The sequence below is a fragment of the Nocardia abscessus NBRC 100374 genome (genome assembly GCF_000308455.1).
GTDB lineage: Bacteria > Actinomycetota > Actinomycetes > Mycobacteriales > Mycobacteriaceae > Nocardia > Nocardia abscessus.
Genome location: NZ_BAFP01000077.1, coordinates 39,947 through 65,805 on the forward strand (window position 1 = coordinate 39,947; position 25,859 = coordinate 65,805).

General features: G+C 63.8%; 20 protein-coding genes and 3 pseudogenes. 14 read left to right on the top strand and 9 right to left on the bottom strand.

Features of this window, described 5'->3' with window-relative positions; all coding sequences use genetic code 11:
* Positions 1-21: 21 nt before the first annotated feature.
* From glnT to ON19_RS40245, 3 genes are all read right to left on the bottom strand, one after another.
* On the bottom strand, positions 22-1,359 hold the full coding sequence (glnT, locus tag ON19_RS14955; protein WP_043691816.1) for a type III glutamate--ammonia ligase: 1,338 nt from the start codon (positions 1,357-1,359) through the stop codon (positions 22-24).
* A gap of 37 nt (positions 1,360-1,396) precedes the next feature.
* A complete protein-coding gene (locus tag ON19_RS14960) occupies positions 1,397-2,587 on the bottom strand; it encodes an NAD(P)/FAD-dependent oxidoreductase (RefSeq protein ID WP_043691947.1) in 1,191 nt (396 codons plus the stop codon).
* Positions 2,588-2,715: 128 nt separating this feature from the next.
* Positions 2,716-3,558: a HutD family protein gene (locus ON19_RS40245; RefSeq protein ID WP_083899386.1), complete on the bottom strand. Its 843-nt coding sequence runs from the start codon at positions 3,556-3,558 to the stop codon at positions 2,716-2,718.
* 275 nt (positions 3,559-3,833) lie between these two features.
* Between ON19_RS40245 and ON19_RS14970 the strand changes: the two genes are divergently transcribed.
* The 6 genes from ON19_RS14970 to ON19_RS44970 all read left to right on the top strand — a co-directional run bounded on the left by ON19_RS14970 (position 3,834) and on the right by ON19_RS44970 (position 12,058).
* Positions 3,834-6,158: an FdhF/YdeP family oxidoreductase gene (locus ON19_RS14970; protein ID WP_043691819.1), complete on the top strand. Its 2,325-nt coding sequence runs from the start codon at positions 3,834-3,836 to the stop codon at positions 6,156-6,158.
* Positions 6,158-6,979 carry a formate dehydrogenase accessory sulfurtransferase FdhD gene (fdhD, locus tag ON19_RS14975; RefSeq protein WP_043691823.1) on the top strand — a complete coding sequence of 274 codons (822 nt, stop codon included), beginning with the start codon at positions 6,158-6,160 and terminating at the stop codon, positions 6,977-6,979. The genes ON19_RS14970 and fdhD overlap by 1 nt, the downstream gene beginning before the upstream one ends.
* A 927-nt stretch (positions 6,980-7,906) precedes the next feature.
* Complete coding sequence (locus ON19_RS14985) at positions 7,907-8,575, top strand: helix-turn-helix domain-containing protein (protein WP_043691831.1); 669 nt, start codon at positions 7,907-7,909, stop codon at positions 8,573-8,575.
* A gap of 564 nt (positions 8,576-9,139) precedes the next feature.
* On the top strand, positions 9,140-10,690 hold the full coding sequence (gene istA, locus ON19_RS14990; protein WP_043691834.1) for an IS21 family transposase: 1,551 nt from the start codon (positions 9,140-9,142) through the stop codon (positions 10,688-10,690).
* Positions 10,687-11,499 carry an ATP-binding protein gene (locus ON19_RS14995; protein ID WP_043691837.1) on the top strand — a complete coding sequence of 271 codons (813 nt, stop codon included), beginning with the start codon at positions 10,687-10,689 and terminating at the stop codon, positions 11,497-11,499. The genes istA and ON19_RS14995 overlap by 4 nt, the downstream gene beginning before the upstream one ends.
* 232 nt (positions 11,500-11,731) lie before the next feature.
* The gene (locus tag ON19_RS44970) at positions 11,732-12,058 is read left to right on the top strand and encodes a helix-turn-helix domain-containing protein (protein ID WP_043691841.1); all 327 of its coding nucleotides are present in this window, start codon (positions 11,732-11,734) and stop codon (positions 12,056-12,058) included.
* A 450-nt stretch (positions 12,059-12,508) separates the two neighbouring features.
* Here ON19_RS44970 and ON19_RS43770 read toward each other — a convergent pair whose 3' ends face one another.
* The 3 genes from ON19_RS43770 to ON19_RS44685 all read right to left on the bottom strand — a co-directional run bounded on the left by ON19_RS43770 (position 12,509) and on the right by ON19_RS44685 (position 14,234).
* Positions 12,509-12,634: a hypothetical protein gene (locus tag ON19_RS43770; protein ID WP_255218388.1), complete on the bottom strand. Its 126-nt coding sequence runs from the start codon at positions 12,632-12,634 to the stop codon at positions 12,509-12,511.
* A gap of 129 nt (positions 12,635-12,763) precedes the next feature.
* Positions 12,764-13,504, bottom strand: a complete 741-nt coding sequence (locus ON19_RS15010) for a DUF8020 domain-containing protein (protein WP_157229710.1) — start codon at positions 13,502-13,504, stop codon at positions 12,764-12,766.
* Between the two features lie 391 nt (positions 13,505-13,895).
* Positions 13,896-14,234, bottom strand: a complete 339-nt coding sequence (locus ON19_RS44685; protein WP_227955035.1) for a transposase — start codon at positions 14,232-14,234, stop codon at positions 13,896-13,898.
* Between ON19_RS44685 and ON19_RS43775 the strand changes: the two genes are divergently transcribed.
* The 5 genes and pseudogenes from ON19_RS43775 to ON19_RS15035 form a co-directional block, all read left to right on the top strand.
* Positions 14,154-14,435 (top strand): hypothetical protein, encoded by a 282-nt coding sequence (locus ON19_RS43775; RefSeq protein ID WP_227955060.1) that lies wholly within the window; start codon positions 14,154-14,156, stop codon positions 14,433-14,435. The genes ON19_RS44685 and ON19_RS43775 overlap by 81 nt on opposite strands.
* A 75-nt stretch (positions 14,436-14,510) precedes the next feature.
* Positions 14,511-15,158, top strand: coding sequence for a cysteine hydrolase family protein (locus ON19_RS38925; RefSeq protein ID WP_157229711.1), 648 nt, complete (start codon positions 14,511-14,513; stop codon positions 15,156-15,158).
* A gap of 164 nt (positions 15,159-15,322) precedes the next feature.
* The gene (locus tag ON19_RS15025) at positions 15,323-16,846 is read left to right on the top strand and encodes an AMP-binding protein (protein ID WP_043691856.1); all 1,524 of its coding nucleotides are present in this window, start codon (positions 15,323-15,325) and stop codon (positions 16,844-16,846) included.
* 279 nt (positions 16,847-17,125) lie between these two features.
* Positions 17,126-17,923, top strand: a complete 798-nt coding sequence (locus tag ON19_RS15030; protein WP_043691859.1) for a TIGR03084 family metal-binding protein — start codon at positions 17,126-17,128, stop codon at positions 17,921-17,923.
* Positions 17,924-18,423: 500 nt separating this feature from the next.
* A pseudogene (locus tag ON19_RS15035) lies at positions 18,424-18,603 on the top strand (helix-turn-helix domain-containing protein); the annotation flags it as partial.
* A gap of 2 nt (positions 18,604-18,605) precedes the next feature.
* Here the strand turns inward: ON19_RS15035 and ON19_RS15040 are convergent.
* Together ON19_RS15040 and ON19_RS44975 are read right to left on the bottom strand one after the other, a co-directional pair.
* A pseudogene (locus tag ON19_RS15040) lies at positions 18,606-19,285 on the bottom strand (type III glutamate--ammonia ligase); the annotation flags it as partial.
* Between the two features lie 198 nt (positions 19,286-19,483).
* Positions 19,484-19,573, bottom strand: a pseudogene (locus ON19_RS44975) (hypothetical protein); the annotation flags it as partial.
* 815 nt (positions 19,574-20,388) lie between these two features.
* Between ON19_RS44975 and ON19_RS15045 the strand changes: the two are divergent.
* A complete protein-coding gene (locus ON19_RS15045) occupies positions 20,389-21,396 on the top strand; it encodes a helix-turn-helix transcriptional regulator (protein ID WP_227955034.1) in 1,008 nt (335 codons plus the stop codon).
* Positions 21,397-21,944: 548 nt separating this feature from the next.
* Here ON19_RS15045 and ON19_RS15050 read toward each other — a convergent pair.
* Complete coding sequence (locus tag ON19_RS15050; protein ID WP_043691870.1) at positions 21,945-22,925, bottom strand: response regulator transcription factor; 981 nt, start codon at positions 22,923-22,925, stop codon at positions 21,945-21,947.
* 185 nt (positions 22,926-23,110) lie between these two features.
* Between ON19_RS15050 and ON19_RS15055 the strand changes: the two genes are divergently transcribed.
* A complete protein-coding gene (locus ON19_RS15055) occupies positions 23,111-23,482 on the top strand; it encodes a N,N-dimethylformamidase alpha subunit family protein (protein ID WP_157229712.1) in 372 nt (123 codons plus the stop codon).
* Between the two features lie 3 nt (positions 23,483-23,485).
* On the top strand, positions 23,486-25,792 hold the full coding sequence (locus ON19_RS15060) for a N,N-dimethylformamidase beta subunit family domain-containing protein (protein WP_043691880.1): 2,307 nt from the start codon (positions 23,486-23,488) through the stop codon (positions 25,790-25,792).
* Positions 25,793-25,859 lie beyond the last annotated feature (67 nt).

Sequence of the window (25,859 nt, forward strand, 5' to 3'; positions counted from 1 at the left end):
GATGCACTCCTTTCGATCGGGTCAGAACGCGGTGAGGTAGTGGTCGATCTCCCACGCGGAGACGGTGTTGTGCCAGGCGAAGAACTCTTCGCGCTTGTGCTGGGCGAAGTAGGCGCTGACCCCTGGTCCTGCGATGTCGAGGGCGCCGGTCAGCACCGGGTCGGCTTCGAACGCGTCCATCGCGTGTGCCAGTGTCATCGGGAGAGTGTCCTCGCGCCGATCGCCGGGGCGGCCCGGTTCGAGGCCGCTGTCGATTCCGGCGAGCCCGGCCGAAAGTGTGGCCGCCACGGCGAGATACGGGTTGGCCGCGCCGTCCGCCCCGCGCAACTCGACGCGGTTGCTATCGGGCACGCGCAGATAATGGGTGCGGTCGTTGCCGCCGTAGGTGGCGTACCGGGGCGACCAGGTCGCGCCGCTGGTGGTCGCCGTCGCGCCGATTCGCTTGTAGGAGTTTACGGTTGGGGCTATGACGCCTTGCAGTGCGCAGGCATGCTCGAGGATGCCCGCGATGAACGAGTACGCGGTCGGTGAAAGTCCGAGTTCGTTGGGGTCGTTCGGATCGGGAAACAGGGCCCGGTCGCCGTCCCATAGTGACAGGTGCATATGCATGCCCGAGCCGGTGCGATCAGTGAACGGCTTCGGCATGAATGTTGCCGTCATGCCGCGCTTTTCAGCGATCATCGACAGCAGATAGCGAGCCGTGATCACCCGGTCGGCAGTCGTCAAGGCGTCGGCGTAGTCGAAGTTCTGCTCGAACTGACCGTTGCCGTCTTCGTGGTCGCTCGCGTAATTGCCCCAGCCGAGACTGTTCATCGCCTGCGAGATCTCGGTGAGGTGGTCGTACATCCGGGTGACGTCGCGGGCGTCGTAACAGGGCTGATCACTGATATCCGCGGCGTCGGCGGTAGTCAGACCGCCGGAAGAAGTGCGGTTGACCAGGAAGTATTCGACTTCGGCGCCGACATTGACGGTGTATCCACGCTCGGCCGCCCGCGCGAGGGTGCGTTCGAGGATGACTCGGGGTGCGAATGGCCACGGCTTACCTTCGACATGCGGCGAGCAGTGCACGATCGCCAGGCCTGGCCGGACAAAGGGAATCGGGGTGAACGAGCGCGGATCCGGCACCGCGACCAGATCAGGATCGCGAGGCTCCTGGCCGATCATTCCGGCCGCGTACCCGGCAAACCCGACTCCATCACGCTCCAGTTGCCCGACCGCCTCGACCGGAACGAGTTTCGCACAGGGTTTTCCGGACAATGTGACGAATAGGGCGAGGATGAACTTCGTATCGCTGGCCAGGGCCAGATCGGTCAGGGATCGCGTGGCGGGTATCGGTGCTGTGGTGGTATCGATCGACATCTGGTCTCCTGCTGGTGCGGTCTGGTTGGTATCGGGATCAGCGCATTTCCCCGGCACCCTCGTAGCGGTGCCGGCTGAGCAGGGGCTTGCCCTCCGCGAAGCGTTCGTATCGGAAATCGGCCGGGTCGACATTGGGCAGCTGGGTTTGGCCGTCGAGCAACAGATCCGACACCATGCGTCCGACCGCGGGCGAGATCTTGAAGCCGTGTCCGGAGAATCCCGTGGCCAGGAATAGTCCAGGAACCGGAGCGGGGCCGATAATCGGGTTGTAGTCGGGCGTCACGTCGTACGCGCCGACGTAGCTGCTGGTGACTCGAGGATCGGGCATGTGGGGAAGTCGGTTGTCCAGCTTGTCGATGACTTTCTCGATCGTGGCTTCGTCGGCCCGGTTGATGTAGCGGTCCGGATCGATGTATTCGGGCTCTGCGTGGTCGCTGTTGCCGACCAGCAGTTCGCCGTTCGGTTCCCGGCAGATATATTGCAGCCCAGCGAGATCCGAGAGAACCGGGACTTCGGGAGTCGGTTCACCCTGATCGACCAGGACCAGCTGGGCGCGCTGGGCGCGTACCGGGATATCGAGGCCGACGGTCGAACCGAGGCTCGGTGTCCACGGACCCGCTGCGAGGATCACGTGCTCCGCGTGGATTTGCGTACCGTCGGCCAGAATCACACCGTAGACCTGGCCGCTCGGGCCCTGTCGCAAGCCGGTGACCGGTGTGCTCTGGCGGATCTGCACTCCCGCCTTTCGTGCCGCCGCAGCGAACGCCATTCCGGTCATGTAGGCCTCGCCGCGACCGCCGCGCATTTCGTAGGCGAAGGCGGCGAAGTCGTCTAGGCGCAGACCAGGCCACAATTCGGCCATCTTGTCGTGTCCGATCATTTCGACCTCGACACCCAGCTCCTGCTGCATGGCGACATTCGCCTTCAGCGGATCGATGTTGTTCTCGCCGACGCCGACCACGTAACCGCATTGGCGGAAGGCCATATCGTCACCGAAGATCTCGGTCGCCTGCTCGAAGACGGCCACGCCGTACCACGACATCGCGGCCAGCGAAGGCGTGCCGTAATGGCAGCGCACCACGCCGCTGGACTTGCCCGTCATCCCCGAACAGAGCGTGTCGCGTTCGACCACCAGCACCTGGGTTTCGCCTCGGTCGGCAAGCGACCACGCTATGGACAGCCCTTCGAGACCCCCGCCGACGATCAGGAACTTGGTGGTTTCGGTCATTTCCATCCTCTGCTGAGCATTCGACCCAAGAATTGCTGTATGCTGACATGAATCGAAGTTGAATGTCAAGAAACAAGACGGCCACATTCTCGTACGTTCGGCAATCGCCGCGCGTGCCCCGCGGGCTGTCAATGCGGCACTGTCGCGATTCCGAGGGGTTCGATGCTCGATTGCCCTGCGGTGGAGACGATCTCGACGATGAGCAAATGGGCCGATCCTCGGAAGGCGCCGGATCCGCCGTGGTAGATCATGCAATCGCCGCTGGTGAGTCTCGTCCGGTCGAGACGCCCGGAACCGTCCGCCACGAAGACGGCCGTTATCGAGTCGACAGGACTGTGGATGTCGGCTCGCGTGATCACCCGTAGGGAGGTCACGGATGCGGTCGCGACGGTTCGCTCCACCATCACGTTGAAGGCTTCCGTCGGCGCGGTGATCTCGCAGAATGGGCTGTCCTCACCCGCGAACGCGCATGGCACGAGTGGTGCGGCCCAATGATCGTGATCCGCGAAATGAAGTGTGGCGCCGATGGTTCCGACAACGGTGAAGACTCGGTCGACGTCGCGCAGCGGAGAGAAATCCGCGTCCTCACGCAGTGAAGCGACGCTGAGGCGCCAACTCGGCGTTCCGCTTTGTGTGGGTGTTCCGCGCACGATCTCGCTGGTCATTCCGCGCCGGTTGGGCCAAGGCGCGGAATGGCGATCCCGGCGTGCCACTGTTCGGATGGTTTCGAGCATGAGCGCTCCTTCTGGAGATTCGGGGCACCACACCGGGAGGCTTCCTGGTGGGGGTATGCCCGATGTCGGGTTGCGCCTATCGGGTTGCGCCAAGGTGATGCTATGTTTCATCTGAGGAAACTCAAGTCTCGCACCAACGGTAGGTTGCAATCGATCCGAGAACAGGAGGGTCCCGATGACTGGCTCCGCATCCGCGGATCGGAGGATCGTGCTGGCGGGGCATTGCGCTGTGGACATGCGACGTGGCACCCACGAGCGGCAGCCGTTACGAACCGCTCGTCGCGCGGCGTGGCAGCGCAAGTGGCTGGAGCCGGTATCGGCGACCCTCACCGGGGGAGTGGGCCTACTCCACAGCCGCGTCGAGTGATAGTCGGTTGCTTCCGATCGCCTTAATCGGTGTTCGACATTCGATACAAAGGTTCCGAAAATATCCACCCATTAGGTGAGCGCTATCGGCGGAAAACGATCCACCAGGCCGTTGGACTAGCCAACGGTCACCCTGAGGAAGGCCAATGGAGGACTTGGAAGAATTCGAGCGCGACGGCGATAGGTACAGGTTCGACGAGCGGCACCTGGTTGTCACCCCCGCGAAGTCCTACGCGGCGGGCGTGCCCGCGGTGCTGGTGTCGTTACGTCGTGGCATGGAGCAGATGGGGGCCACTCGGACCGCGCGTACACTGCTGAAGCTGAACCAGCCCGACGGTTTCGATTGCCCGGGCTGCGCATGGCCCGAAACACCGGGACACCGCAAACAAGCCGAATTCTGTGAGAACGGAGCCAAGGCGGTGGCGGAGGAAGCCACCACCCGCAGGGTCGGACCGGAGTTCTTCGCCGCCCATCCGATATCCGAACTGCTGCGGCAGACCGACTACTGGCTCGGTCAGCAGGGGCGCTTGACTCACCCGATGGTGCGCTGGCCCGGCTCGAACCACTACGAGCCGATCGACTGGCAGGGCGCGTTCGAACTCATCGCGGGAAAACTGCGGACGTTGCCCTCGCCGGATCAGGCGGTCTTCTACACCTCCGGGCGCACCTCGAATGAGGCGGCATTCCTCTATCAGTTGCTCGTGCGCTCATACGGCACCAACAACCTGCCGGACTGTTCGAACATGTGCCACGAGTCCTCGGGCACCGCACTGACCCAGACCATCGGGATCGGCAAGGGATCGGTGTCGGTGACCGACCTCGAGAGTGCTGACTTGATCCTCGTCGTCGGCCAGAACCCCGGTACGAACCATCCGCGAATGCTGTCGGTGTTGGAGAAGTCGAAGGCGAACGGCGCGAGAGTCATCGCGGTGAATCCGCTCCCCGAGGCGGGGTTGCTCCGATTCAAGGATCCGCAGCGGCTGCACGGTGTGCTCGGTGACGGGGTGGTGATCGCCGACGAGTTCCTGCAAATTCGGATCGGCGGTGACCAAGCGCTGTTCCAAGGCTTGGCGAAATTGCTGCTGGAGGCGGAGGACCGAAATCCCGGCACGGTCCTCGATCGCGCCTTCATTGATAGTTCGTGCGCGGGATTCGAGGAATACCGCGCGCACATCCGGGGGCTCGACCTGCGGAAGGTGGTCGAGGCGACCGGTCTGACCTCGGCGCAGCTCGAAGGCACCGCGCGCGCGTTGATCGACTCGAAGCGCACGATCATCTGCTGGGCGATGGGACTCACCCAGCATGTGCACGGCGTTGCCACCATTCAGGACGCGGTGAGTCTGCTGCTGATGCGCGGGATGATCGGGAAGCGTGGGGCTGGAGTCTGTCCGGTGCGCGGGCATTCCAACGTCCAGGGAGATCGGACGATGGGCGTCTGGGAGAAGATGCCGGAGCGGTTCCTGGCCGCGCTGGACGCCGAGTTCGGTATCGAGAGCCCGCGTGCGCACGGCCTGGACGCGGTGGATTCGATCCGGGCGATGCGCGACGGGAAGGTCTCGGTCTTTGTGGGGATGGGCGGCAACTTCGCCGCCGCAATGTCCGATACCGAGGTGACCGAGGCGGCGTTGCGATCGTGTGCTCTGACCGTGCAGGTCTCGACCAAACTCAGTCGCAGCCACCTCGTACACGGTCGCACCGCGCTGATTCTGCCCTCGCTCGGGCGTACCGACACCGATATCCAGGAGACCGGCAAGCAGAGAGTGTCGGTGGAGGATTCGATGTCGATGGTGCATCTGTCCCGGGGTAGTCTGCCGCCCGCCGGACCGCAGCTGCGCAGCGAGGTCGCCATCGTGTGCGGGCTCGCGCAGGTGCTGTTGGGCGCTGGACATCCGGTGCCGTGGGGTGAGTTCATGAAGGATTACGACCGGATTCGCGATAGTATTTCCCGGGTCGTTCCGGGATTCGCGAACTTCAACTCTCGCGTCCGGCAACCCGACGGTTTCGAACTCCCGCATCCGCCGCGGGATGAACGGCGATTCGACACCGCGACCGGCAAGGCCAACTTCGTGGTCAACGAACTGCGTTGGGTGCCGGTGCCGCCTGGTCGGCTCATTCTGCAGACGATGCGATCACACGACCAATACAACACGACCATCTATGGCCTCGACGACCGCTACCGCGGTGTGAAAGGCGGCCGGCGGGTACTTTTCATCGCTCTTGAGGACATCGCGGCACTCGGCTTCGCGGCGGGGGACCGGGTGGACCTCGTGTCGCACTGGACCGAGGCCGACGGCGGGTCGCGCGAACGTCGGGCCGAGAACTTCCGGTTGGTGCCGTACTCGACGCCCGCCGGAAACGTAGCGGCCTACTATCCTGAGACGAACCCGCTGATCCCACTCGACCACGTGGCGGACCAATCGAATACCCCTGTATCCAAGGCGATTCCGATACGCCTGGAACGACGTCCCTGATGGGACGCGTCACCGCCCGCAAGTCGATCACCAGGTTCTTGGAGGGCCGGCGTTCGACGCGATGGGACAACGTGGTCGTCGAGGAGCCGCTGGAGATACGGATCAACGGGAAACCGCTCGCGGTCACGATGCGGACACCCGGCGCGGATTTCGAACTCGCACAGGGGTTCTTGTTGACCGAGGGGGCGATCGCCGACAGGTCCACCATCGTATCCATTCGGTACTGCGGCAATCTCGACGATGAAGGTCGCAACACCTACAACGTCCTCGACGTCGAACTCGCGCCAGGCGTCGAGCTGCCCGCTGCCGGAATAGAGCGCAACTTCTACACGACATCCTCCTGTGGGGTATGCGGCAAGGCGTCGCTCGATGCCATTCGGCTCCGCACTCGGCACCTACCGGAATCCGATCCGATAGTGGTGCCCGCGAATACGGTCGTCGGCCTGCCCGATGCGTTGCGGGCGGCGCAGAAGGTCTTCGAGACCACCGGGGGACTCCATGCGGCGGGGCTGTTCACGGCCGATGAGGGTGTGCTGGTCGTGCGGGAAGATGTCGGACGGCACAACGCGGTGGACAAGCTCATCGGTTGGGCCGTCGAACGTGATCGGATTCCGTTGCGCGGCGCGACCCTGATGGTCAGTGGGCGGGCCTCGTTCGAACTGGTTCAAAAGGCCGTGATGGCCGGCATACCCATCCTCGCCGCGGTGTCCGCACCGTCGTCGCTCGCGATCGAGCTGGCTTCCGACACCGGACTCACACTGATCGGATTCCTGCGCAACTCCACGATGAATGTTTACGCGGGGGCTGACCGCATCAGCTAAGCCCCCCGTGCGTCCTATTATGGGACACCGTTGACCGGTAATCGACTCAGTACCAGCCTTTAGTGAGTACTATGATCGGGCTGCGCAGGCTACGCGGTCATGCCAAACTTCGGAACAATCGCGAGGAAACGGCGATCGGTTCGGCGGTGCCGGGACGGAGCAAGAGCTGGTGGTACGTGTGGCCCGACCGGGTGATGTGGGTATCGCCGCACGAGACCTGGATCGGCGGAGGACCTCGACGTTCCGATAGTCGATTCTGGCATTGGCGGGCCGGGTAATCTGCCGCGATTCTACGGCCTGGATCTAGGCGGTAATCTGCTCGAGTTATACCCGGAAATCGATCATGTCGGCTGGGACGGCGTCGCCCGTATGTGGGCCGAAATACATGAGCCAGTGGGACGCTGAGTTGCGCTCCGCGACGCTCCGAGAGTCGGCTGCCTCGGCAGGTCGAGGAGGACTATGCCGTTCCTCGGCGAGCTGAGCCAGTGCAGCAAAGAGGTGCGAGTTCTTCGATTTGCCGGCTCGGATTCGGCCCCGAGCGACTGCTGACCGCAGTGGAACATCACCGGGCCGACTATCCGCTAGGTCGATTGCGTACCGAGCGTTTCGCCCCCAGCGGCATGGCGCGCCTACCCGCAGCAAGCCCTCCCAGTCGAGCTGCACTATCGAGGTTCAACCGGGCGAGTCGGTTGCGAGCGTTCCTCGGTGCCGGAGTCGGCGTACTGTCCCCCCGGCTCGGCGATACGGCCGAGTGAAGGACCACAAAGCACTGGACTCGTTCACCGCAACCAAGACCATGATCGTGAAGCTGTAACCACTGCCGATATCGGGTCGGGCAACGTCAGGGACCTGGGCGTAGCGCACTGACCCGGCGTCGTCCACGCCCCTTGTTTCCTCACGGTAGACAGCATTCCCTATGCTGGCGGTATGACACGAGTGGGCCGCGATCACGAGCACCGTGACAAGGGTGACCCCGGGCCTGGGCAGCGGGAGATACCGCCCGATACGCCGACCGGCCTTGATTTGGAACGGGTCATCGGACGTCAAGTGCACAGCCTGCGGCTGTCGAGTGGGCTGTCGATCGGTGACATGGCGGCCAAGGTGGGCATCTCGAAGGCCATGCTGTCGAAAATCGAGAATGCCCAGACCTCCTGCAGTCTTTCCACGCTGGCGCGTCTGGCGGCGGGACTCGACGTGCCGGTGACGTCGTTGTTCCGCGGCGCGGACGCTGCTCGTGAGGCGGTGTACGTGCAGGCCGGGCATGGCGCAATGATTGTCGGCCGGGGTACGCGGGTGGGCCACCATTACGAACTGCTCGGTGCGCTGCGTGGACAGCACAAGCGCCTGGAGCCGGTGTTGGTCACATTGACCGAGGTCAGCGAGACGTTTCCGTTGTTCCAGCACCCCGGCACCGAGCTGCTGTACATGCTTGAGGGCGTCATGGTATATGGCCATGGTGATTCGGAATATACGCTGCGGCCAGGTGATTCGCTGCTCTTGGACGGGGAAGGCGCGCACGGTCCGAATCAACTCGTCCGCCTCCCCATCCGCTTTCTCGCCGTCACTGCCTACCCCGACAATCACGTCGAGGGGTAGCGACGCGTTTGGCAGGGACGCGCTCCTGCTCTCGACCGTGTTCCCGCTCGGACGCGGAGCCAGGCATGCCCGAGCGGTGTAAGCATCGCGGCGCGATCCCAACCGGCGGTTTTTGTCGAAGAGATGTCCCTCGGGTGTTTCGGCCCAGGCCTGCGCCGACGACGGCGAGGCGCTGTGGCGGACCGCTTACTGTGTCGGCGTCCACGTGGCGATCTGTCCACGCGAGATGCTGCCCGTGCCGTCGGGGATGGGCCTCCGGCAGTCTCCTGTTCAACCGTGAGGCGGAGATAGGGTGCCTGTCGGTGGAGTTCACGCCGATCACTGCACTCGCGTCCGGCTACGGCCAGAAGTCCTGGGTCGCCAGGTTCCGCGGCGCAGAATCTGCTGGCGCTTCCCGCGTGTCGGCTGCCAGGGGCAAGGGACCACTTCGAAACCGGTTTTGCCATGAGCATGGGACCACCCCGTTTGCCACTGATGGGACCACCTGACTAGCGGTTTTGCCAGTTATGGGACCACCCGGCGTGGCTTCGGGGGCTTCCGGTCGCTCGGTCGTTGCATTGGCCAATGAGCTACCGGGAGGTATCGGTGATCGAGATCAGGGAGATCCTGCGGCTATGGCTGCTGGGTCGAGGGTTGCGGGAGGTGGCCCGCTTGTCGGGCACCGACCGCAAGACGGTGCGTCGCTATGTGGAGATGGCGAGGTCGTGCGGCCTGGATCGTGAGGGTGATGCCGGGCAGCTGAGCGATGAGTTGCTGGCGGCTGTGATCGCCGGGGTGCGCCGCGGCCGCCCGAACGGCAAGAGCGAAGCGTGGGCGACGGTGGCCGCGCAGTCCGAGCAGATCCGGGCATGGCTGGACGAGGGCCTGACCCTGACGAAGATTCATATCCTGCTGGGGCGGCGCGGTGTGGTGGTGTCGTATCGGACGTTGAACCGTTATGCGACAAAGGAATTGGGGTTCGGGCAGCGCAAGGCCACGGTGCGGGTGGCCGACTGCGACCCTGGCGCGGAGGTGCAGGTCGACTTCGGTCGGCTGGGCTTGCTCACCGACGCCGGCGACGGCCGACGCCGGGTGGTCCACGGTTTGATCTTCACCGCGGTGTATTCGCGGCACATGTTCGTCTGGCCGACCTACCGGCAGACGTTGAACGACGTGATCGCAGGATTCGAAGCCGCGTGGGTGTTCTTCGGCGGGGTGTTCGCCGTCGCTATTCCGGACAACATGAAGGCCATCGTCGACAAGGCCGATGCCACCGACCCGAAACTCAACGACGCATTCCGTGAATACGCCCAAACGCGCGGGTTCGCCGTCGACCCGACGAGGGTCCGCAGTCCGAGAGACAAACCCAGAGTCGAACGCTGCGTCCCATATGTCAGATCGAATTTCTTTGCTGGAGAACAGTTCCGAGACCTGGCCGATTGCCGTGAGCGCGCGGCGCGGTGGTGCACGCAGGTCGCGGGAACGCGGGTGCACGGCACCACGCGGTTGCGCCCGGCCGAGGTGTTCGCCGCCGACGAAGCCCCGGAGTTGAAGCCGCTGTCCGATGAACCGTTCGACATCCCGACCTGGGCCCATCCCAAAGTGGCACCTGATCGGCACGTTCAAATTTCCAAGGCGCTTTACAGCGTTCCCGGTGATCTCGTCGGTCGGCGGCTCGACGCTCGCGTCGATGCGTCCACGGTGAAACTGTATTGGCGCGGGGAGTTGATCAAGGTTCACCCTGTCGTCGCGCCCGGGCGCCGGCACACCGATCCTGCCGACATGCCATCGGATGTGTCGGTCTATGCGATGCGGGATTTGAATGCATTGCAGCGCAAGGTATCCGGACACGGCGAACACATCGGTGTCTATGCCGCGGCCGTGTTGGAGCATCCGCTGCCCTGGACCAAGATGCGGCAGGTCTATCGACTGCTCGGGCTGGTGCGCCGCCACGGCCCAGCCGCGGTCGAGGACGCCTGCCGCCGCGCCCTCGATGCCGAGGTCGTCGACGTCGGTGTCATCGACCGCATGCTCACCCGCGCTGCGCCCGGCCAGCAGCTGACGCTGCTGCCGCCACCGGCACCATCCCGGTTCGTCCGCGCGGCAACCGATTTCGCCGTCCGGAGGCCCTCATGAGCACCCGCCGCCCCGCCGCGACACCTGCGGTCAAACCGATCGAGATCTCCCCGGAACTGAAAGCTCTGATGCGTCGGCTCAAGCTCGGGCAACTCTTGGACGCCCTGCCCGACCGACTCGCCCTGGCCAGGTCGAACCGGCTGCCGCACCACGACTTCCTGGAGATGCTGTTCGCCGACGAGGTCACCCGCCGCGACCGCGACTCTGCCCAGCGCCGCGCCAAGGCTGCCCATCTGGACCCGCAGATGCAGTTGCAGGCTTGGGACGAGTCCACCGCGGTCAGCTTCGACCGGGAACTCTGGGCCGAACTGACCTCGCTGCGGTTTCTCGCCGACGCCTACAACGTCCTCGTGATGGGACCGGTCGGGGTCGGAAAGACGTTCCTGGCCAATGCATTAGGACACATCGCGGTCCGTCGCAACTACACCGTTCACACCGAACGCGCCGACAAACTGTTCAAACGCCTACGCGGAGCCCGCCTGGACGGCAGCTACGAAGACGAAATGCGCAAACTGCACCGCGTCGACCTGCTCATCCTCGACGACCTGGCCCTGCATCGGCTCGAAGCGGTCGAGACCAACGATTTCTACGAGCTGATCGTCGAACGCCACCGCAAAGCCTCGACCGTGATCACCAGCAACCGGGAACCCCCGGAGATCCTGACCATGATGGCCGACCCATTGCTCGCCCAATCGGCGATGGACCGGCTGCAATCAGCTGCCTACGAACTCGTCGTCGAGGGCGAGTCCTACCGGCAGCGGCAGAAGCCGCGCCGCGGCAAACCGGCCGATCCCAGCCCCTCGGATTGACCGGCAGCCCGGTCGTCGGCCACCATCAACACGGCCCCGCGACCGGACGCAACCCGGTCCCATACTCATGGCAAACCAGTGGTCCCATCACCCTGGCAGGCGACACCGCGCCACGACGTCGCCCAGAAGTGACGCGCGGCTCTAGTGCCGCGTCCAGGTGAGTTGATGCTGTAACCGTAGCCGAGGTGGTGGGTTGATCACCGACGGGTGAACGGTGATACTGCCGGTTGCGGTGAGGGCCTTGGCGCAGCATCCGCCAGTCGGTTTGATCGCGAAGCTGATGCAGGTGGCGAAATCCTATGTGCGACAGGTAATCCACGACTTCAACACGTATGGTTTCGAGACGTTGGACCCAAATGGACACTGTTGGCGATTTCGGTTGGGGTGGTGGGTGTCCGCCATGATTGACATCGGTCTTTCGGGCACGATGTCGATGGAGGTTGTGGTGTCGTTGCGTCCGCGCAGGTGCGACGTGGTTCCGGTGGAGACGGTTCTCTGGCGCGCCCCTCTAGAATTCGAACAGTCCTACTACCGTCGGCCAGTTCCTCCTCTCCGCTAATGCCGGAAAACCGGGACAAGATCACCCGGTCCGTCCAACCGGGTCACTGCCACAGCTCGCATCATCGGTGTCCTCCCCTCCACGAACACTCCGATCCCCGCCGCCCGAGCCGGGCACTGACCACCATCCTGCGGTGCCCCCACACGTCCGTCGCATCATCGAATCGCGAGACCGGAAAGTCCTGGCGGTCGATCTTGCAGGTAACCCTCCGCGCCGTCCAGTGCGCAGCCAACCGACAGGCTCGATGGCCTCTTCGGTGGTCTCAGGGTTGTTGGGGCATCGACTTGAGGCGGGGCGTGTCGAAGGCGAGCAGTTCATCGAAGTCGACCACACCGGGGTGGCGACTGACTTGGGGTGCCGACGAGACGGTGCCAGCGGGGGGTCCGCGGTCAGGGTGCTGGTCATGGCGAAGAACCTCCAGGATTGGCCGGTGGTGGTGTTGCGCGCTGATCAGCTGGCGGTGCTGAGCAGGTCTGCATGGTGGCGCTGGCCGACGTCGAGATGGGCGCGGAGGCGGACATCGAGGATGTTCTCGCCGTAGGTGACCCCGGCGTGACGATGCTGCTTATTCGGCATAGACACTGACGCAAGGCAACGCGGAGGGGGTATCAGAACAAATCAGGAGCCCCTCGTCCATCAGGCTGCCGAACGGACGACTTGTTTTCGGCCCGGTTCGACAGCCTGCGGGATGCCGCGGTATCCGGCCTACGAAGTGGGCTTGGCTGACGGCACGATCGGCGCGTTCAGGGTCTGGAAGTACTGGAACAGCGCACCGACCGCAATCGGACCACCGATCAGCAACGTCCCCCCGATAGCGGCGATCGAGCCGAACAGTATCGCGCCCCCCACGCAGCCGGCGATCGGCCCGACCCCGAGCAACCACGCCACAGGAGTCGTCGCGGCAGCACCGACCACAAGCCCGGCCACACAGCCGATACCGGCACCCACGACTGTTCCCACCATCGCGCTCAACATCGATCCGACAGTGAGCTGCTGCACAAGAGTGCCCAGCGCATCCGCCGAACGCGCATCCGCGCTCGGGTACGTCGCCGCGACCTGCGCGAGCGCCCCGTCAACCGACACCACGCCATCACGTGCGACATCAGCAGCAGGAGTAGCCACGGCCGGATCCGCGTCAGGAGTCAACACCACAGTCCGATCAGTGATCGCGGCCGCGATCGGGTGATCGAAATTATCCAATCGATAGGTCAATGGCACGACCGCAACCTCGTTTCCCTGATCATCGAGGATCTCGAGGTGCTTGTCGCGAACCGTCAGCGACCCGGCATCGATGGAAAACACCACCGACTTGTCACGAACCGCCGCGTTGTAATGGATTTCCGGCGCAGCCGCAGAAGCCACAGCCGGCTGCGCGACCGCAGTTCCACACATCAAGGCCATCACGACAACAGACGTTGCCGCCACTGCAAGTTTTCGATAGTTCATTTGCATTTCCTTCCGCACAGGAAAGCGGAACAAACCTTGACAGTGGAATAAACCCGACCTAACAGGCGCTGGATCGGTCCTCAAAATTTGCCGCTTTATGTAGATGTGACAGCGATATTCAATTTTCTGGAAACCCGTCGGCCAGATACCGAGGCCGCACAGACGGGCACCATCATCCGATGCCCGCCGATCAGTGAGGCGGCCAGAACCACACAACCGAAAGAAATTGGACGTCAATAGTCACTTGGCGCAATTTGATGTTTTACGCGCTATCTGACATCTGGTTTCTCCTTCGTTCAGGCCAGGTCCACCGTAGGAGCGGACCTGCCTGGAGCGGCATAGGTCATGTGACCGATCTTTGAAACCGGTGACCGTCAGCGCGAACCAGGCGTCACAAGCCCGAATGCCCCAGAGCACGTCGACTCGGCGGCGGGCCAGGGTGAGGTGATGAGTGCTTGGGTGTGTGTTCGTCCGTGTGCACATTTGTGCAGGAAGTAGTCACGGTTGCGTCCGGCGCGCATGCTGGTGGTTTGCGCTGCCGGATAGACGCGTGCCGCAGCGGTCGGCTGTAGCGGCGAGGACGGTGCAGGGTACCGGTTCGGCGGCTGGAATCATTCGGCACCGGGACCAGTCCGGCAGCGGCTGCAAGATGGCCGGCGCTGGGGAATGCGCGCAGGTCACCGGTAGCGGCCAGCAGCATCGACCCGAGGATCGGCCCGAAACCGGGCATCGACTCGATGCTTGCGGCATCACGATGGCCGCGGAACAGCTTGGTGATCTGGGTATCCAGGGCGATGATCCGCTCATCAAGGGCCAGCACGGCACGGCCAGCTCGGTGATCCCAGCGGCGATGTCCTGGCCGGGCAGCACAACGTGCTGGGATCTGGCGGCGGTCACCGCGCGGGCAGCGGAGAGCAAATCCGTCAGTTGACGTATGGCAATGCGGTTGTCACGGAACGATCCTGAGAACGGCCAAATCAACACCGAGGAATGGAGCAGCGGCGCTATGAGCAAGAAACTTGTCGATGACGCGATCATCATCGTGGTCGACATGATCAAAGATTTCCTCGAGCCTGGCAAGGAATGGGTGATCGACGCCGGGCGCGATATGTATCCCAAGACGAAGGAGCTCCTCGAGTTCGCCCGAGCGAATAAGGTGCCGATCGCCCATAGTGCGTCGCATTTCTCGGGTGGAGATCACGGCGGTGGGGACGACCGCCTCGACGACTACTGGCATCAGACGCGCAACAGTTGCATCCCGGGAACCTCGGGAGTCGAGGTTGTAGATGCGCTTCGCCCGGCGGCCTTCAGCGAATACGAGGTGTACATCCAGAAGTGGAAGTACAGCTCCTTCTATGGCTCGAAGCTCGACGTGGTTCTCAGTAATCCGCCGTTCCGGGGTCGAGACACGATCATCGTCACAGGAATGGCCACGAACTTCTGTTGCCTCACTACCACGATTGATGCTTTCAATCGGGACTACAAGGTCATCTTTGTCGATGATCTGAACTGCACCTTCGACGGTATCGACGGCACGCCCGCCGAGACGATGCATCGGGTCACGGTCGAGACACTGAAGCAGGGATACGCCGAGATTATCGACGCGGAGACCCTCATGGGCCGGTTGCGTGCGGACGTCGCCATTTCCGCGTAGGAAACGTCGCCGGCCCGTCAAGTGCGACCGAACCGGCGAACCCTGGCACCAGTTACTCGCGGCGCCGCTGGCTTGGCTGGTGGCGCCGCGATCAGGGTGACAGTCGCGACGCAAGTGAGGAACGGCAGGAATGAAATGGTTGGTGTACGGGAGGGTGAAGTCAAATGACGCGCACGATCGGTGATATTGCTCCGATAGCCGCGCGGCGATTCGGAGCCCGCGCCGCGTTCGTTATCGAGGGTCGGACCGTGTCGTTCGTCGACCTGGAGCGGGAGTCGAATCGTGTGGCGAACGGACTCACGAGCACCGGCGTCGCAGCGGGCGATCGAGTTGTGCTGTACGGACACAACTGTGTCGAATGGATCTTCGCCTACTACGGGATCGCGAAGACCGGTGCCACCGTGATACCCGCGAACGTCATGCTGACCCCCGAGGAGGTCAACTTCATCACCGAGGATGCCGGCGCGCGAGTTGTCGTTGCGTCGGCCGATCGAGGCCGGGCGCTGCTCGAGGCACGAGCAGACCAGACTGCGCAGGTCGTCGTGTGGGGCGACTCGAGCACCGGCACGGTAGCGTTCTCGGACTGGCTCACGTGCGGCCGCCCCGATTTCGCTCCTGCGGCGCGGGAGCCCAGCGATCTCGCCGCGATCTGCTACACGTCGGGGACGACGGGTCGCCCCAAGGGAGCGATGCAGAGTCATCGTTCGGTGATCGGCGCCGCGACTGGGACGGCGACGATGGGAGCGAGGGGTCCGCATGACCGGATCGTGAGCGCTCTGCCGCTGCCGCACGTCTATGGATCATGCGTGTTGAACGCCTCGGTGATGGCCGGCTCGTGCTTGATCATGATTCCCCGCTTCAATGAGGTGGCGGTTCTGAGCGCTATCAGCGAGCAGGCCGCCACACTGATGGATGGTGTTCCGACCGCCTACTACTATCTGCTGGCGCACCCCGACTTCGACAAGTACAACCTGTCGAGCCTGAAGCGCTGCTGGGTCGGTGGCCAGACCCTACCGGCGGCCAAGTCGGTCGAGTTCACAGAGCGAACGGGCTGCCCCGTGCATGAGGTCTGGGGTATGACCGAACTGGCGGGTGTCAGCAGCGCCAATCCCGTGGTCGGCCCCAACAAGCCCGGGACCATCGGCATCCCTTTCCCCGGCAACGCAATGCGGATCGTCGACCCAAACGATGCGAGCAGAGAGATGCCCGTGGGGGAGCGCGGCGAGCTGATGTTCCAGGGGCCGCTCGTGATGCAGGGCTACTACGGCAACCCGGCTGCGACGACGGACACCATCGAACCGGACGGCTGGCTCCACACCGGCGATATCGCGACGATGGACGAGGACGGGTACTTCACCATCGTCGACCGCAAGAAGGACATGATCCTGACTGCTGGTTTCAACGTCTATCCCGCGGAGATCGAACGCGTACTGTGCATGCATCCCGCGGTCGCTCTCGCGGCCGTGGCGGCCGTACCCGACGCGATGAAGGGCGAATTGGCAAAGGCCTATGTCGTAGTGAAACCCGGCGCGGAGGTTAGCCGGGAGGCACTCATCGCGCACTGCCGCGCCCAACTGGCCGCATACAAGGTCCCGCGCGCGATGCAGTTCGTATCTCAGTTGCCTGTCACCTCGTCCGGGAAGATCATGCGCCGTCGGCTCGGCGACTATGACGACGGCAGCCGCTGAGAGCCTGTCGACGGATGGAGGGGGCAGGGGATCAGCGTGTCGCCTGCGACTCCTGCCCTCACCACACCAATAGAGTCCCGACGCGACGGAGAGGACTCCATTCGTCAATCAACCGATATTCATTCCGGCAGTCGGTCAACGGGGCCATAGGCGGGCCGGCATTCCCGCCGGCGGCGGTGATGGGCACCGCGAGGCGACTGCCGGCCAAATGCCGTATGCCGCTGGCCGATGTGGATCGCTACGTCGACCATGTCAATCTGCGTTCGTATAGGAGCCCTAGTGAGCAAGCTCGACGAAGTCCTCGCTGATCTGGAGGTCGAAGGCGAGCAGTTGGAGTCACTGGTAGCGCGTCTCTCGGACCAGCAGTGGCATATGCCGACGCCAGCCGAGGGGTGGACGATAGCGCACCAGATCGCCCATCTGGCATGGACCGACGAGGCGGCCGTCATGGCCGCAACAAACCAGCGGGGCTGGAACGAGTTGGTTTTGCGAGCGGATGGAGACCTCAGCACGCTGGTCGACGCCGGGGCCTCGACCGGTGCGAAGACCTCGCGGACCGAACTGCTGGCTCGGTGGCGCACAACCAGAATGCTGCTCGCGAAGACACTCCGTGCCCAGCCGGAAAGCCGGAGGCTACCCTGGTTCGGCCAGCCGATGAGCCTGACCTCGATGGCAACCGCCCGCCTCATGGAAACGTGGGCGCACGGTCTCGACGTCGCCGAAGCCATGAGCCTTGCTCCCATGCCGACCGACCGCGTGCGGCATATCGTGCATCTCGGCGTCCGGGCTCGTGCCTTCGCGTTCCAGGCCAACGGCCTTGCGGTCCCTGAGGGCGACGTGTTCGTTTCTCTCCGACTGCCCTCCGGCAACGTATGGGAGCACGGCTCTCCCTGCGCGGACAACACTGTCCGCGGCTCAGCCTACGACTTCGCGTTGCGGGTCACGCAGCGCCGCCATCGCAGCGATCTGGACCTCGCCGCAACGGGCCCCGTCGCGAACAACTGGCTTGACATCGCGCAGGCGTTCGCCGGGCCACCCGGTAAAGGGCGACCGCCGATGGTTCAGGAACTGTTATGACCGTCTACCCGTCCCGCCTCACGGCGAATGTGCCGACTCGAATCGCCAACCAAGGTATTCGGGTGTGTCCATCGCATAGGCGGAAACCTCCACCGAGCGTCTGGCCCCGCACAGATCAGTTCCGCAACGACTGAGCTGACGACCGCGACCAGGCCGGCGGCGCCGAGTGACCCGCCCGCCGTCCAGCACGGCGGGCGACACGAGGTTGCCGCCTCCGGTTGCTGACCAAATCTTCATTGATGTATGGGCGAGCAAATCGGTCATTGGTCAAACGACCGAGAGGGGTCGAATCAGCGGGTTACAGGAGTTCTGACCGGCCGCTGGTGATGGCGGTTGTGCCACCACCGCTGCACCCGGCTGGTATTCGCGGCCAATGGCTTGGCCTGCGCGGCGCCGTGCCGCCCATATGCCGGCGACAGCGCTTTCCTATTCGAGCGCCAGCCGGAAACGTCGTGGGCGCGGACGTGTAGCACCGCTGCAATGAACACTAGGATCGCGGTATGAGTGCCCTGCCCGAACACCGTGATACCGGCGATCCCGCCCCGGTGCGGCGCGAGGTATCGCCCGATGCGCCGGCCGGGATCGAGCTCGAGAAGGTGATCGGGCGGCAGGTGCGGGCGTTGCGGCTGACCAGTGGCTTGTCGGTGGGGGATATGGCGGCGAAGGTGGGGATTTCGAAGGTTCAGAAGGCGGTCAGGTAGTGCTCGATCTCCCAGTCGGAGACCGTGTTGTGCCAGGCGAAGAACTCCTCGCGTTTGCGCTCGGTGAAGTAGGCGGCCACACCGGGACCGCCTATATCGAGGGCTGCGGTCAGCACCGGATCGGATTCCAGTGCGTCCATGGCGTGGACCAGGGTCATCGGGAGCATGTCGCCGCGGTGTTCACCCGGTGCACCGGGATCCAGTTCCCGGTCGATGCCGTCGAGACCCGCCGCTACCGCGGCGGCCATGGCCAGATACGGGTTGGCCGAGCCATCCGCGCCGCGCAGTTCGACGCGATTGGAATCCGGGACGCGCAAGTAGTGGGTGCGGTCGCTGCCGCCATAGGTGGCGTGGCGCGGCGACCAGGTCGCCCCGCTGGACGTGCTGGTCGCACCGATTCGCTTGTAGGAGTTGACCGTCGGCGCGATGACCCCGTGCAGCGCACACGCGTGGTCCAGCAGACCGGCGAGGAATCCGTAAGCTGTCGACGACAGCCCGAGTCCACGCGGATCACCCGCGTCGGGGAAGAGCGGCCGATCACCGGCCCACAGTGACAGGTGCATGTGCATGCCCGACCGGTGCGGTCGGTGAACGGCTTGGGCATGAAAGTCGCCTTCATGCCGCGCTTCTCGGCGATCACCGACAGCAGGTAGCGAGCGGTCGTGGGCGGCATACGGCGGCTTCGCCCAAGCCGGACTGCGGCACAGCCCTCGGTGAACGCTGCGACTACAGGCCCGCATGCGAGGGTTGGGTTCGTCTCGGCCGTCGGCGATGCCATGTATCGCTTTCGCAGCATATTGCCGGACCGCGTCTTTGGTAATCCTGGCACGACATGCACTGTCCTCAGCGCGGCCACCGCGCCGATCTGTTCCCGTACCGCTTGTACCAGTTCGGCCTGAACCTGGTCGGGGGTTGATTTCGGCACCGGCCCCGAGGACGACCAGTCCACGCGGCACCTGCCTTCGAGTCTGTGGAAGCTGCTCTCGAGAAGGGGTCCGTGTAGGCGTTGACGGTCGGGTTGGCCTCTTCAGAGCACTTGATCACTGTCTCCGTAAGGTCCACCGGCGACAGTTCTCGGGTCTTGATACGCCTGATCGCCGCGGTAGCGGTGATGTAACCAGAAGCTGGTAGCCGCACTCATTGAACACCTCGTCTGTTCGCTGGTGGGCATCTAGCATGCCCTCGAAACGCCCAGTGACGCTCTCCAAACAGCTTGGTACCGCTTTACCACGGTGGACAATACGTCAGCTGACCGATTCAGAAGAGGTCGGTGCCAGCAGTGAAATCCCTCCACAGGAGAGTGCAGTGGGGCGTTGGGATATCGCCCACAGATTGCTGGTGGCCCACGCGGCGCGCCGGTCGCATGGGCAGCCGTAGCCGCGACCAGGACGATCGCATCGGTGGGGATGAGCCGGTGAGCGACGGGCTCGTCGACGAGAGTGCGGCTGCCGTGCCTGGGCGATTTCCCCAGCCCCCGGATCGCATCGCCTTCCCCATTCCAGAAGTTGTCCACCGTGCGGAAGCGACTCAGGGGCGGGTCGTGGGCAGGGATAGGGGTCTCGCGCCCCTGTATATGGAGTTCGGGACCCGTACGGCGCGAAGTCCAGCCGCTGGAATATGCGCATTCGGCAGGAGACGGCGGGTATGCTGTTATACGTCAGTTGACGTATGGCGAGGCCGCGGATCGCGCGTACAATTCTCCCCACAACCGACGGAGTGGACTGCTGGCCGGGGGCAGCTCGAAATAGAAGCCTGGTGATCGCCATGGGCATGGAAACCATCCTGGAGCGCCTGGATACCCCCGCCACGGCGGCCGACGCGAGAGACGAAGCCACGGCCCTCGCGGAGGAGGCGTCGACCATCCTCCGCGGGCTGGTGCCCAGTGCGGCGTACGCACTGTGCGCCTGGGACCCTACGACGTCATCCCATGTTCACCGTGCCCTGGCCGCTGACGGCTATCCCGAACTCACCCTCGCGCACATCAACGATGCGTATGTCAGGGACAACCCCGGCTTCCACCTGATCCATAGACTCTCGCGTGCACTGCGATGGCGCGACATGGCCCGAGAGTGGGACTTGGACTTCTCGAGGACCCAGACCGCGGAGGAATTCCTCGCCCCCAGTGGCTTTCACGAGGGGACCACCATCTGTCTGCGTCTCCGCGACGGGCGATACACGGGTTCCTTGCATATGAGTTGGTCTCGCCCCGGCGAGGCGACCGACGACCGGCGGGACACCATCGAGCGGTTCCAGCCCATCCTCGCCCTTGTCTGCGACACGCTCCGGGCACCGCAAGTCCTGGCGGAAGTGCTGGCACCCGACGTCCACGCTGTCGTCGTGTCAGCGCACGGGACCGCGACGAAGCTTCCCGGACGAGCCAGCGGCCCCGAACTCGCCGAGGGAACCGAGCTGCGGAGGGTGTTGGCCAAGTCGCACGGACGGCACAATCGCCGCCGTTTCCTCTGGCGCGACCCGATCGGATTGTGTCACCGGATCGAAGTGATCCCGTGCCGCGGGGGTTTATCACTGATCACGGAACAGACTGTTCCGTCGCCCTACTGTTTGACAGCGCGCGAGCTGGAGATCCTTCACCTCGTCGCATCCGGCCTCTCGAACCCTGAGATCGGGAAGCGGCTCTACGTGAGTCCGCGGACTGTTTCGACGCACGTGGAGCACCTTCTCGGCAAGCTCGGCTGTGCCTCCAGAGCACAACTCGCGGCGATGGCGGTCAACGAAGGCCTGCTGTTGGGAGAGCAACCCGGCATTGCCTGAACGCCGACCACCCGCGGCACGCACACTGGTCGGAAACGGCGCAGCATCCTCGGGTCGCCACTGGCTTGCGCTGGTTCGTACATTCGCAGCCGTCGACGAGGCGATGCGAAAATCGGGTGGTGCAGGTGTCGCCGGAGGCGGACAGATCCCGACGGCGATCGCTTGGGGTAGGCCAATTCGAGCCGCGCCGCGCCGTGTTTGTCGGCCAGAGAGCATGCCCTGGGCAGCCCAAAGGTGCATCCTCGGAAAGCAACTTCGACAACAACCGGGATTTCACAGGCTCGGCGCCTGGTGCGCAACTCCCGCTGCCGACATCATGAACACGCGCGTTGGTCCTGACTGAATACGTACGGGGCGCCGATGATCAGGCGCGATGTCGCTGCTGTCCGGGTGGATACCTTGCGCAGTGAGGATTTTGTCGGTGAGCCACTCCTGGGTTTCGTCGCCAAGGGACACCAATTCTTCGACGTATTGCCGAATCCTCAGTCAGCGGATCGCGGTTGTGATTGCTCGAATCACAGCAGTCCGCTGGCTCGGACATCGGGGCCTCAGCGTGCAATCCGGTCTGTGAATTCCCAACTGCGGAGGCCCACTTCGGCACACCTTACGGCGGCGGTGGCGCGGTTGGAAACGCCCAGTTTGGCCATGATGTTTTCGACGTGACGAGAGGCGGTCTTCGTTGAGATGCGGAGGGTTTCCGCGATCTGGGCGTTGGTCAAACCTTCGATGAGCAGCGTAGAGATATCCAGTTCCCTAGCAGTCAAGCGGGCAGGCACTTCCTCAGCGCGCACATCGAGCACAACGTGATCTCCTCTGCGACAGGACCGGACCACGAACGTCGAGCCCTGCCAATGGAGATACGCACGGTCGGGAATGCTCATCAGCGACCTGGGAAGCGAAACCGAGATCACTTCGTCGAGGAGTTCCTTCGTGGGCTCCGCTGATGACGGGTGAAACCACAGTTTGCGGGTCGGGTCGACCACGACCCGCAGTGCATCCTCGTCTTCGGTCGAGTGCGTATCGCTCGTCGACCACCAGTCGATGAGTGTTCCGAGAAGCGTTTGCGAGGCCGACAGCAATTGCATCGCCTCGTCTGGCGGCTGGTTACGGTCCGTGGTGCTTGTATGTAGGGCACCGGTGTATCGGCCGTCTTGGTTGTACAGGCAGACCGTGACACCTTCGTTGAATCCGGAGGGCCTGAAGACATGTTCGGCGGAGAACATCGACTCGTAGCGGAACGGCATGTCTTTCCACCGCAACGGTCTCCGATCCACGGTCCGCATATGCCGATACACTTCGTCGTGCTCCACGAACCAGGTGTTGAGGTGGTGCAGAACAGCTTTCGGATATTCCAGGTTGATGACCGTGTCGTGCTGCCCAGTCACTGGATTGAACTGAGACAGCGCAATGGTGTCGCCGTGTGACGCTGACCGGAAGATGTGCGCGACCTCCCGATGGAGATCGGCGCTGGGCCTGCGGTCGGCGAGTTTTACCCCAATCGCGGCGAGTGCATCGAATGCGGTGACCATTCGCCTTCTCCTCTCGGGCCGGGGCCAAGGCCCGGCAGGTTTGTACCACACGATACCGCCTTTGTAAATGGGTTCATGCCCAATGTTCGATGACTCGTGCAGCAATAGCATCCCCGATCACGCCGATTCGGATCGGATCGGCTACCAGCCCACAGGATCTGGAGAACAAGATGATCTTGCCTACTTTGACCCAGCAGTACGAGAGAGAGGCTGTCGCCTTTCGGCAGGCCGAAGACTACATCCTCGACAACGAGATCCGACCGCGCATTACCAATGCGATCATCGAGGAACATCGCCGGCTACCCGTAGGGAAGCATTCGGACGATCTCGAACGCGTCCTGATCTACCTCCGCAAACACCATTTGAGCATGGTCGGCAAATATATCCTCGTTTGCACCATCCCACACCAGGAGTGGCGCATCGCCGAGATTACCGGCGAGCCACATCAGCCACCGCGTCTGCTCGATGACACATATTCTGATCGTTTCGAGGCCGAGCACGGACTCTTCGTCAAGAGGCTGCGCGACAACGGCCTGCTCAATGAAATCGAGGCATGACCGATGAAGGTACTCGGCTATTCCAAGCAACTGTCCGCCCGTCCGGGGGAGCGGATCGACTTCGCTGTCAGCTGTGAAACCCCGACCTATCACGCCGACATCGTCAAGCTCATCCATGGCGACACGAACCCGGACGGCCCGGGGGAGAAGATCGAGCCGGTGGCCACGCACGTCGACGACGACTTCCCTGGCCGAATCCAGCGAGTGCACAGCGGATCGCACGTCACGGTCCCGCACCATCGCCGGCTGGACCTGACCACCGAGTGGACCCTGCAGACACTGGTTTTCCCGACCACTCCTGAGCGGGGCGTCCAAGGCCTGATCACCAAGTGGGACGGTGCCTCCGATGCCGGCATCGGACTGTTCATCGGCGAAGATGGCTCAACCCAGCTGTGGGTGGGCAGCGGCGCGGGGAACACGCAGCGGCTCAGTGCCCGGGCACCGCTGATCTCCGGCTTGTGGTACCTGGTCACCGGCTCGCGTACAGCCAACGGCACACTCACCGTCTCCCAAGTACCCGTCGTCACGCCGACCAATAGCCGCTTCGCGGTGGCCTCCTCATTCGCCTCTACCACCGCGATCGTGAGTGCGAACAGCTCGCTGGTTCCCGCACCCACCGATGTGCCCTTGGTTATCGCCGGACAGGTGGATCACGTCGCCGACACCGGCCGGATCATCGTCGGGAACCACTTCAACGGAAAGCTCGATCGTCCTCGAGTGCACTCGATCGCCCTGTCTCCCTCCGAGGCTGAAGGTCAGATCGAGAACCCGCGAGGCCCATCCCTGATCGCCGCGTGGAACTTCGACGCCGAGATCACGCCGGAGGGCATCAAACAGCCACGCCGAATCACCGACGTGTCCCGCCACGGTCTGCACGGCACCGCGGTCAACATGCCCACGAGGGCGGTGACCGGCTACAACTGGCAGGCGAAGGAACAGAACTTCATCCACGCGCCTTCCGAGTACGGAGCTATCCACTTCCACGACGACGACCTCGCGGACGCGGAATGGGAGATCGACTTCACCCTCACTGTTCCTGAAGGTCTGCCGTCCGGTCTGTACGCGGCCCGGCTGGTCGCCGATAACGACGTGGATTATGTCCCGTTCTATGTCAAAGCCGAGGTGGGAAGCGAGAAGAAGATCTGTTTTCTGGCGCCCACGGCCAGCTACATGGCGTACGCGAACGACCACGTGAGCCTCTCGGCTCCGCTCGCACAGCTGTTCGTCGCCAGGGCTCCCGTTCTCGAACAGAACAACATCGTCCTCAGCGAGCACCGTGAGTTCGGCCTGTCCACCTACGATCAGCACACCGACGGATCCGGTGTCGCATACTCCACTAGGCAGCGACCGATCCTCAACATGCGGCCCGGCTTTCGGCACTGGCTCTCACCGTCGCTGTGGCAGTTCAACGCCGACCTGCACCTGATCGACTGGCTCACCGAACTCGGCTATGAGTTCGATGTCGTCACCGACGAAGATCTCCATCTTCAGGGCGTGGATGCGATCGCCCCCTATCGCGTCGTGCTGACCGGTTCGCATCCCGAGTACTACTCGGAACAGATGCTCGACGCGGTCCACCAGCACACCGCCGAGGGCGGCCGACTGATGTATCTCGGCGCCAACGGCTTCTACTGGGTGATCAACTTCGATCCCGAGGACCCGAGCCTGATCGAGGTCCGCAAAGGCAACGGCTCGAACGCCTGGAAGTGCAAGCCGGGCGAGTACCACCTGTCCTTCACCGGCGAGTACGGCACCCTCTGGCGGCATCGAGGCCGGGCGCCGCAGCGGCTGGTCGGGGTCGGCTTCGGCTCGGAAGGATTCGATGTCTCCTCGTACTTCCGCCGCACCGCCGACGGACTCGGCGGCGCCGCCGACTGGATGTTCGACGGTATCGGCCGCCACGAACGCATCGGCGACTTCGGACTGGTGGGCGACGGCGCCGCCGGACTAGAACTCGACATCTACGACGCCTCGCTGGGAACGCCGCCCGAAACGGTCATCGGCGCGACATCCGAGGGACACACCGACGTCTACCTCGAAGTCGCCGAGGAACTGTACTTCAACGTCCCCGGTACCGGCGGGACCCAGAACGGTCGGGTGCGTGGCGACATCACCTACTTCCCGACCGAGGGCGGCGGAGGCGTCTGGTCCTGTAGCTCGATCGCATACTGCGGTTCGTTGTCGCACAACCACTACGACAACAACGTCTCCCGGCTGACGCGCAATGTTCTCGACCGGTTCCTGAAGGACGGCCCCGCACCGGCGGGCGCGTCCGAAGCCCCAGAGTCAGCGACCAACTCCGCCTCCTAGCGGACCGCCAATCGGTTGTGGCGCCGGAAAGGCGGCGCCACAACCCTGTCACGAAAGCGTGCCCAGA

Coding starts and splice junctions, on each gene's coding strand:
- ON19_RS15060 (WP_043691880.1), top strand. CDS start 23,486: ATGAAGGTACTCGGCTATTCCAAGCAACTGTCCGCCCGTCCGGGGGAG.
- ON19_RS15045 (WP_227955034.1), top strand. CDS start 20,389: ATGGGCATGGAAACCATCCTGGAGCGCCTGGATACCCCCGCCACGGCG.
- ON19_RS15010 (WP_157229710.1), bottom strand. CDS start 13,504: ATGAACTATCGAAAACTTGCAGTGGCGGCAACGTCTGTTGTCGTGATG.
- fdhD (WP_043691823.1), top strand. CDS start 6,158: ATGGGACGCGTCACCGCCCGCAAGTCGATCACCAGGTTCTTGGAGGGC.
- ON19_RS43775 (WP_227955060.1), top strand. CDS start 14,154: ATGGCCGGCGCTGGGGAATGCGCGCAGGTCACCGGTAGCGGCCAGCAG.
- ON19_RS43770 (WP_255218388.1), bottom strand. CDS start 12,634: ATGCCGAATAAGCAGCATCGTCACGCCGGGGTCACCTACGGCGAGAAC.
- ON19_RS14970 (WP_043691819.1), top strand. CDS start 3,834: ATGGAGGACTTGGAAGAATTCGAGCGCGACGGCGATAGGTACAGGTTC.
- istA (WP_043691834.1), top strand. CDS start 9,140: ATGAGCTACCGGGAGGTATCGGTGATCGAGATCAGGGAGATCCTGCGG.
- ON19_RS15025 (WP_043691856.1), top strand. CDS start 15,323: ATGACGCGCACGATCGGTGATATTGCTCCGATAGCCGCGCGGCGATTC.
- ON19_RS44685 (WP_227955035.1), bottom strand. CDS start 14,234: ATGCCCGGTTTCGGGCCGATCCTCGGGTCGATGCTGCTGGCCGCTACC.
- ON19_RS14995 (WP_043691837.1), top strand. CDS start 10,687: ATGAGCACCCGCCGCCCCGCCGCGACACCTGCGGTCAAACCGATCGAG.
- glnT (WP_043691816.1), bottom strand. CDS start 1,359: ATGTCGATCGATACCACCACAGCACCGATACCCGCCACGCGATCCCTG.
- ON19_RS38925 (WP_157229711.1), top strand. CDS start 14,511: ATGAGCAAGAAACTTGTCGATGACGCGATCATCATCGTGGTCGACATG.
- ON19_RS14985 (WP_043691831.1), top strand. CDS start 7,907: ATGACACGAGTGGGCCGCGATCACGAGCACCGTGACAAGGGTGACCCC.
- ON19_RS40245 (WP_083899386.1), bottom strand. CDS start 3,558: ATGTCCACAGCGCAATGCCCCGCCAGCACGATCCTCCGATCCGCGGAT.
- ON19_RS14960 (WP_043691947.1), bottom strand. CDS start 2,587: ATGACCGAAACCACCAAGTTCCTGATCGTCGGCGGGGGTCTCGAAGGG.
- ON19_RS15050 (WP_043691870.1), bottom strand. CDS start 22,925: ATGGTCACCGCATTCGATGCACTCGCCGCGATTGGGGTAAAACTCGCC.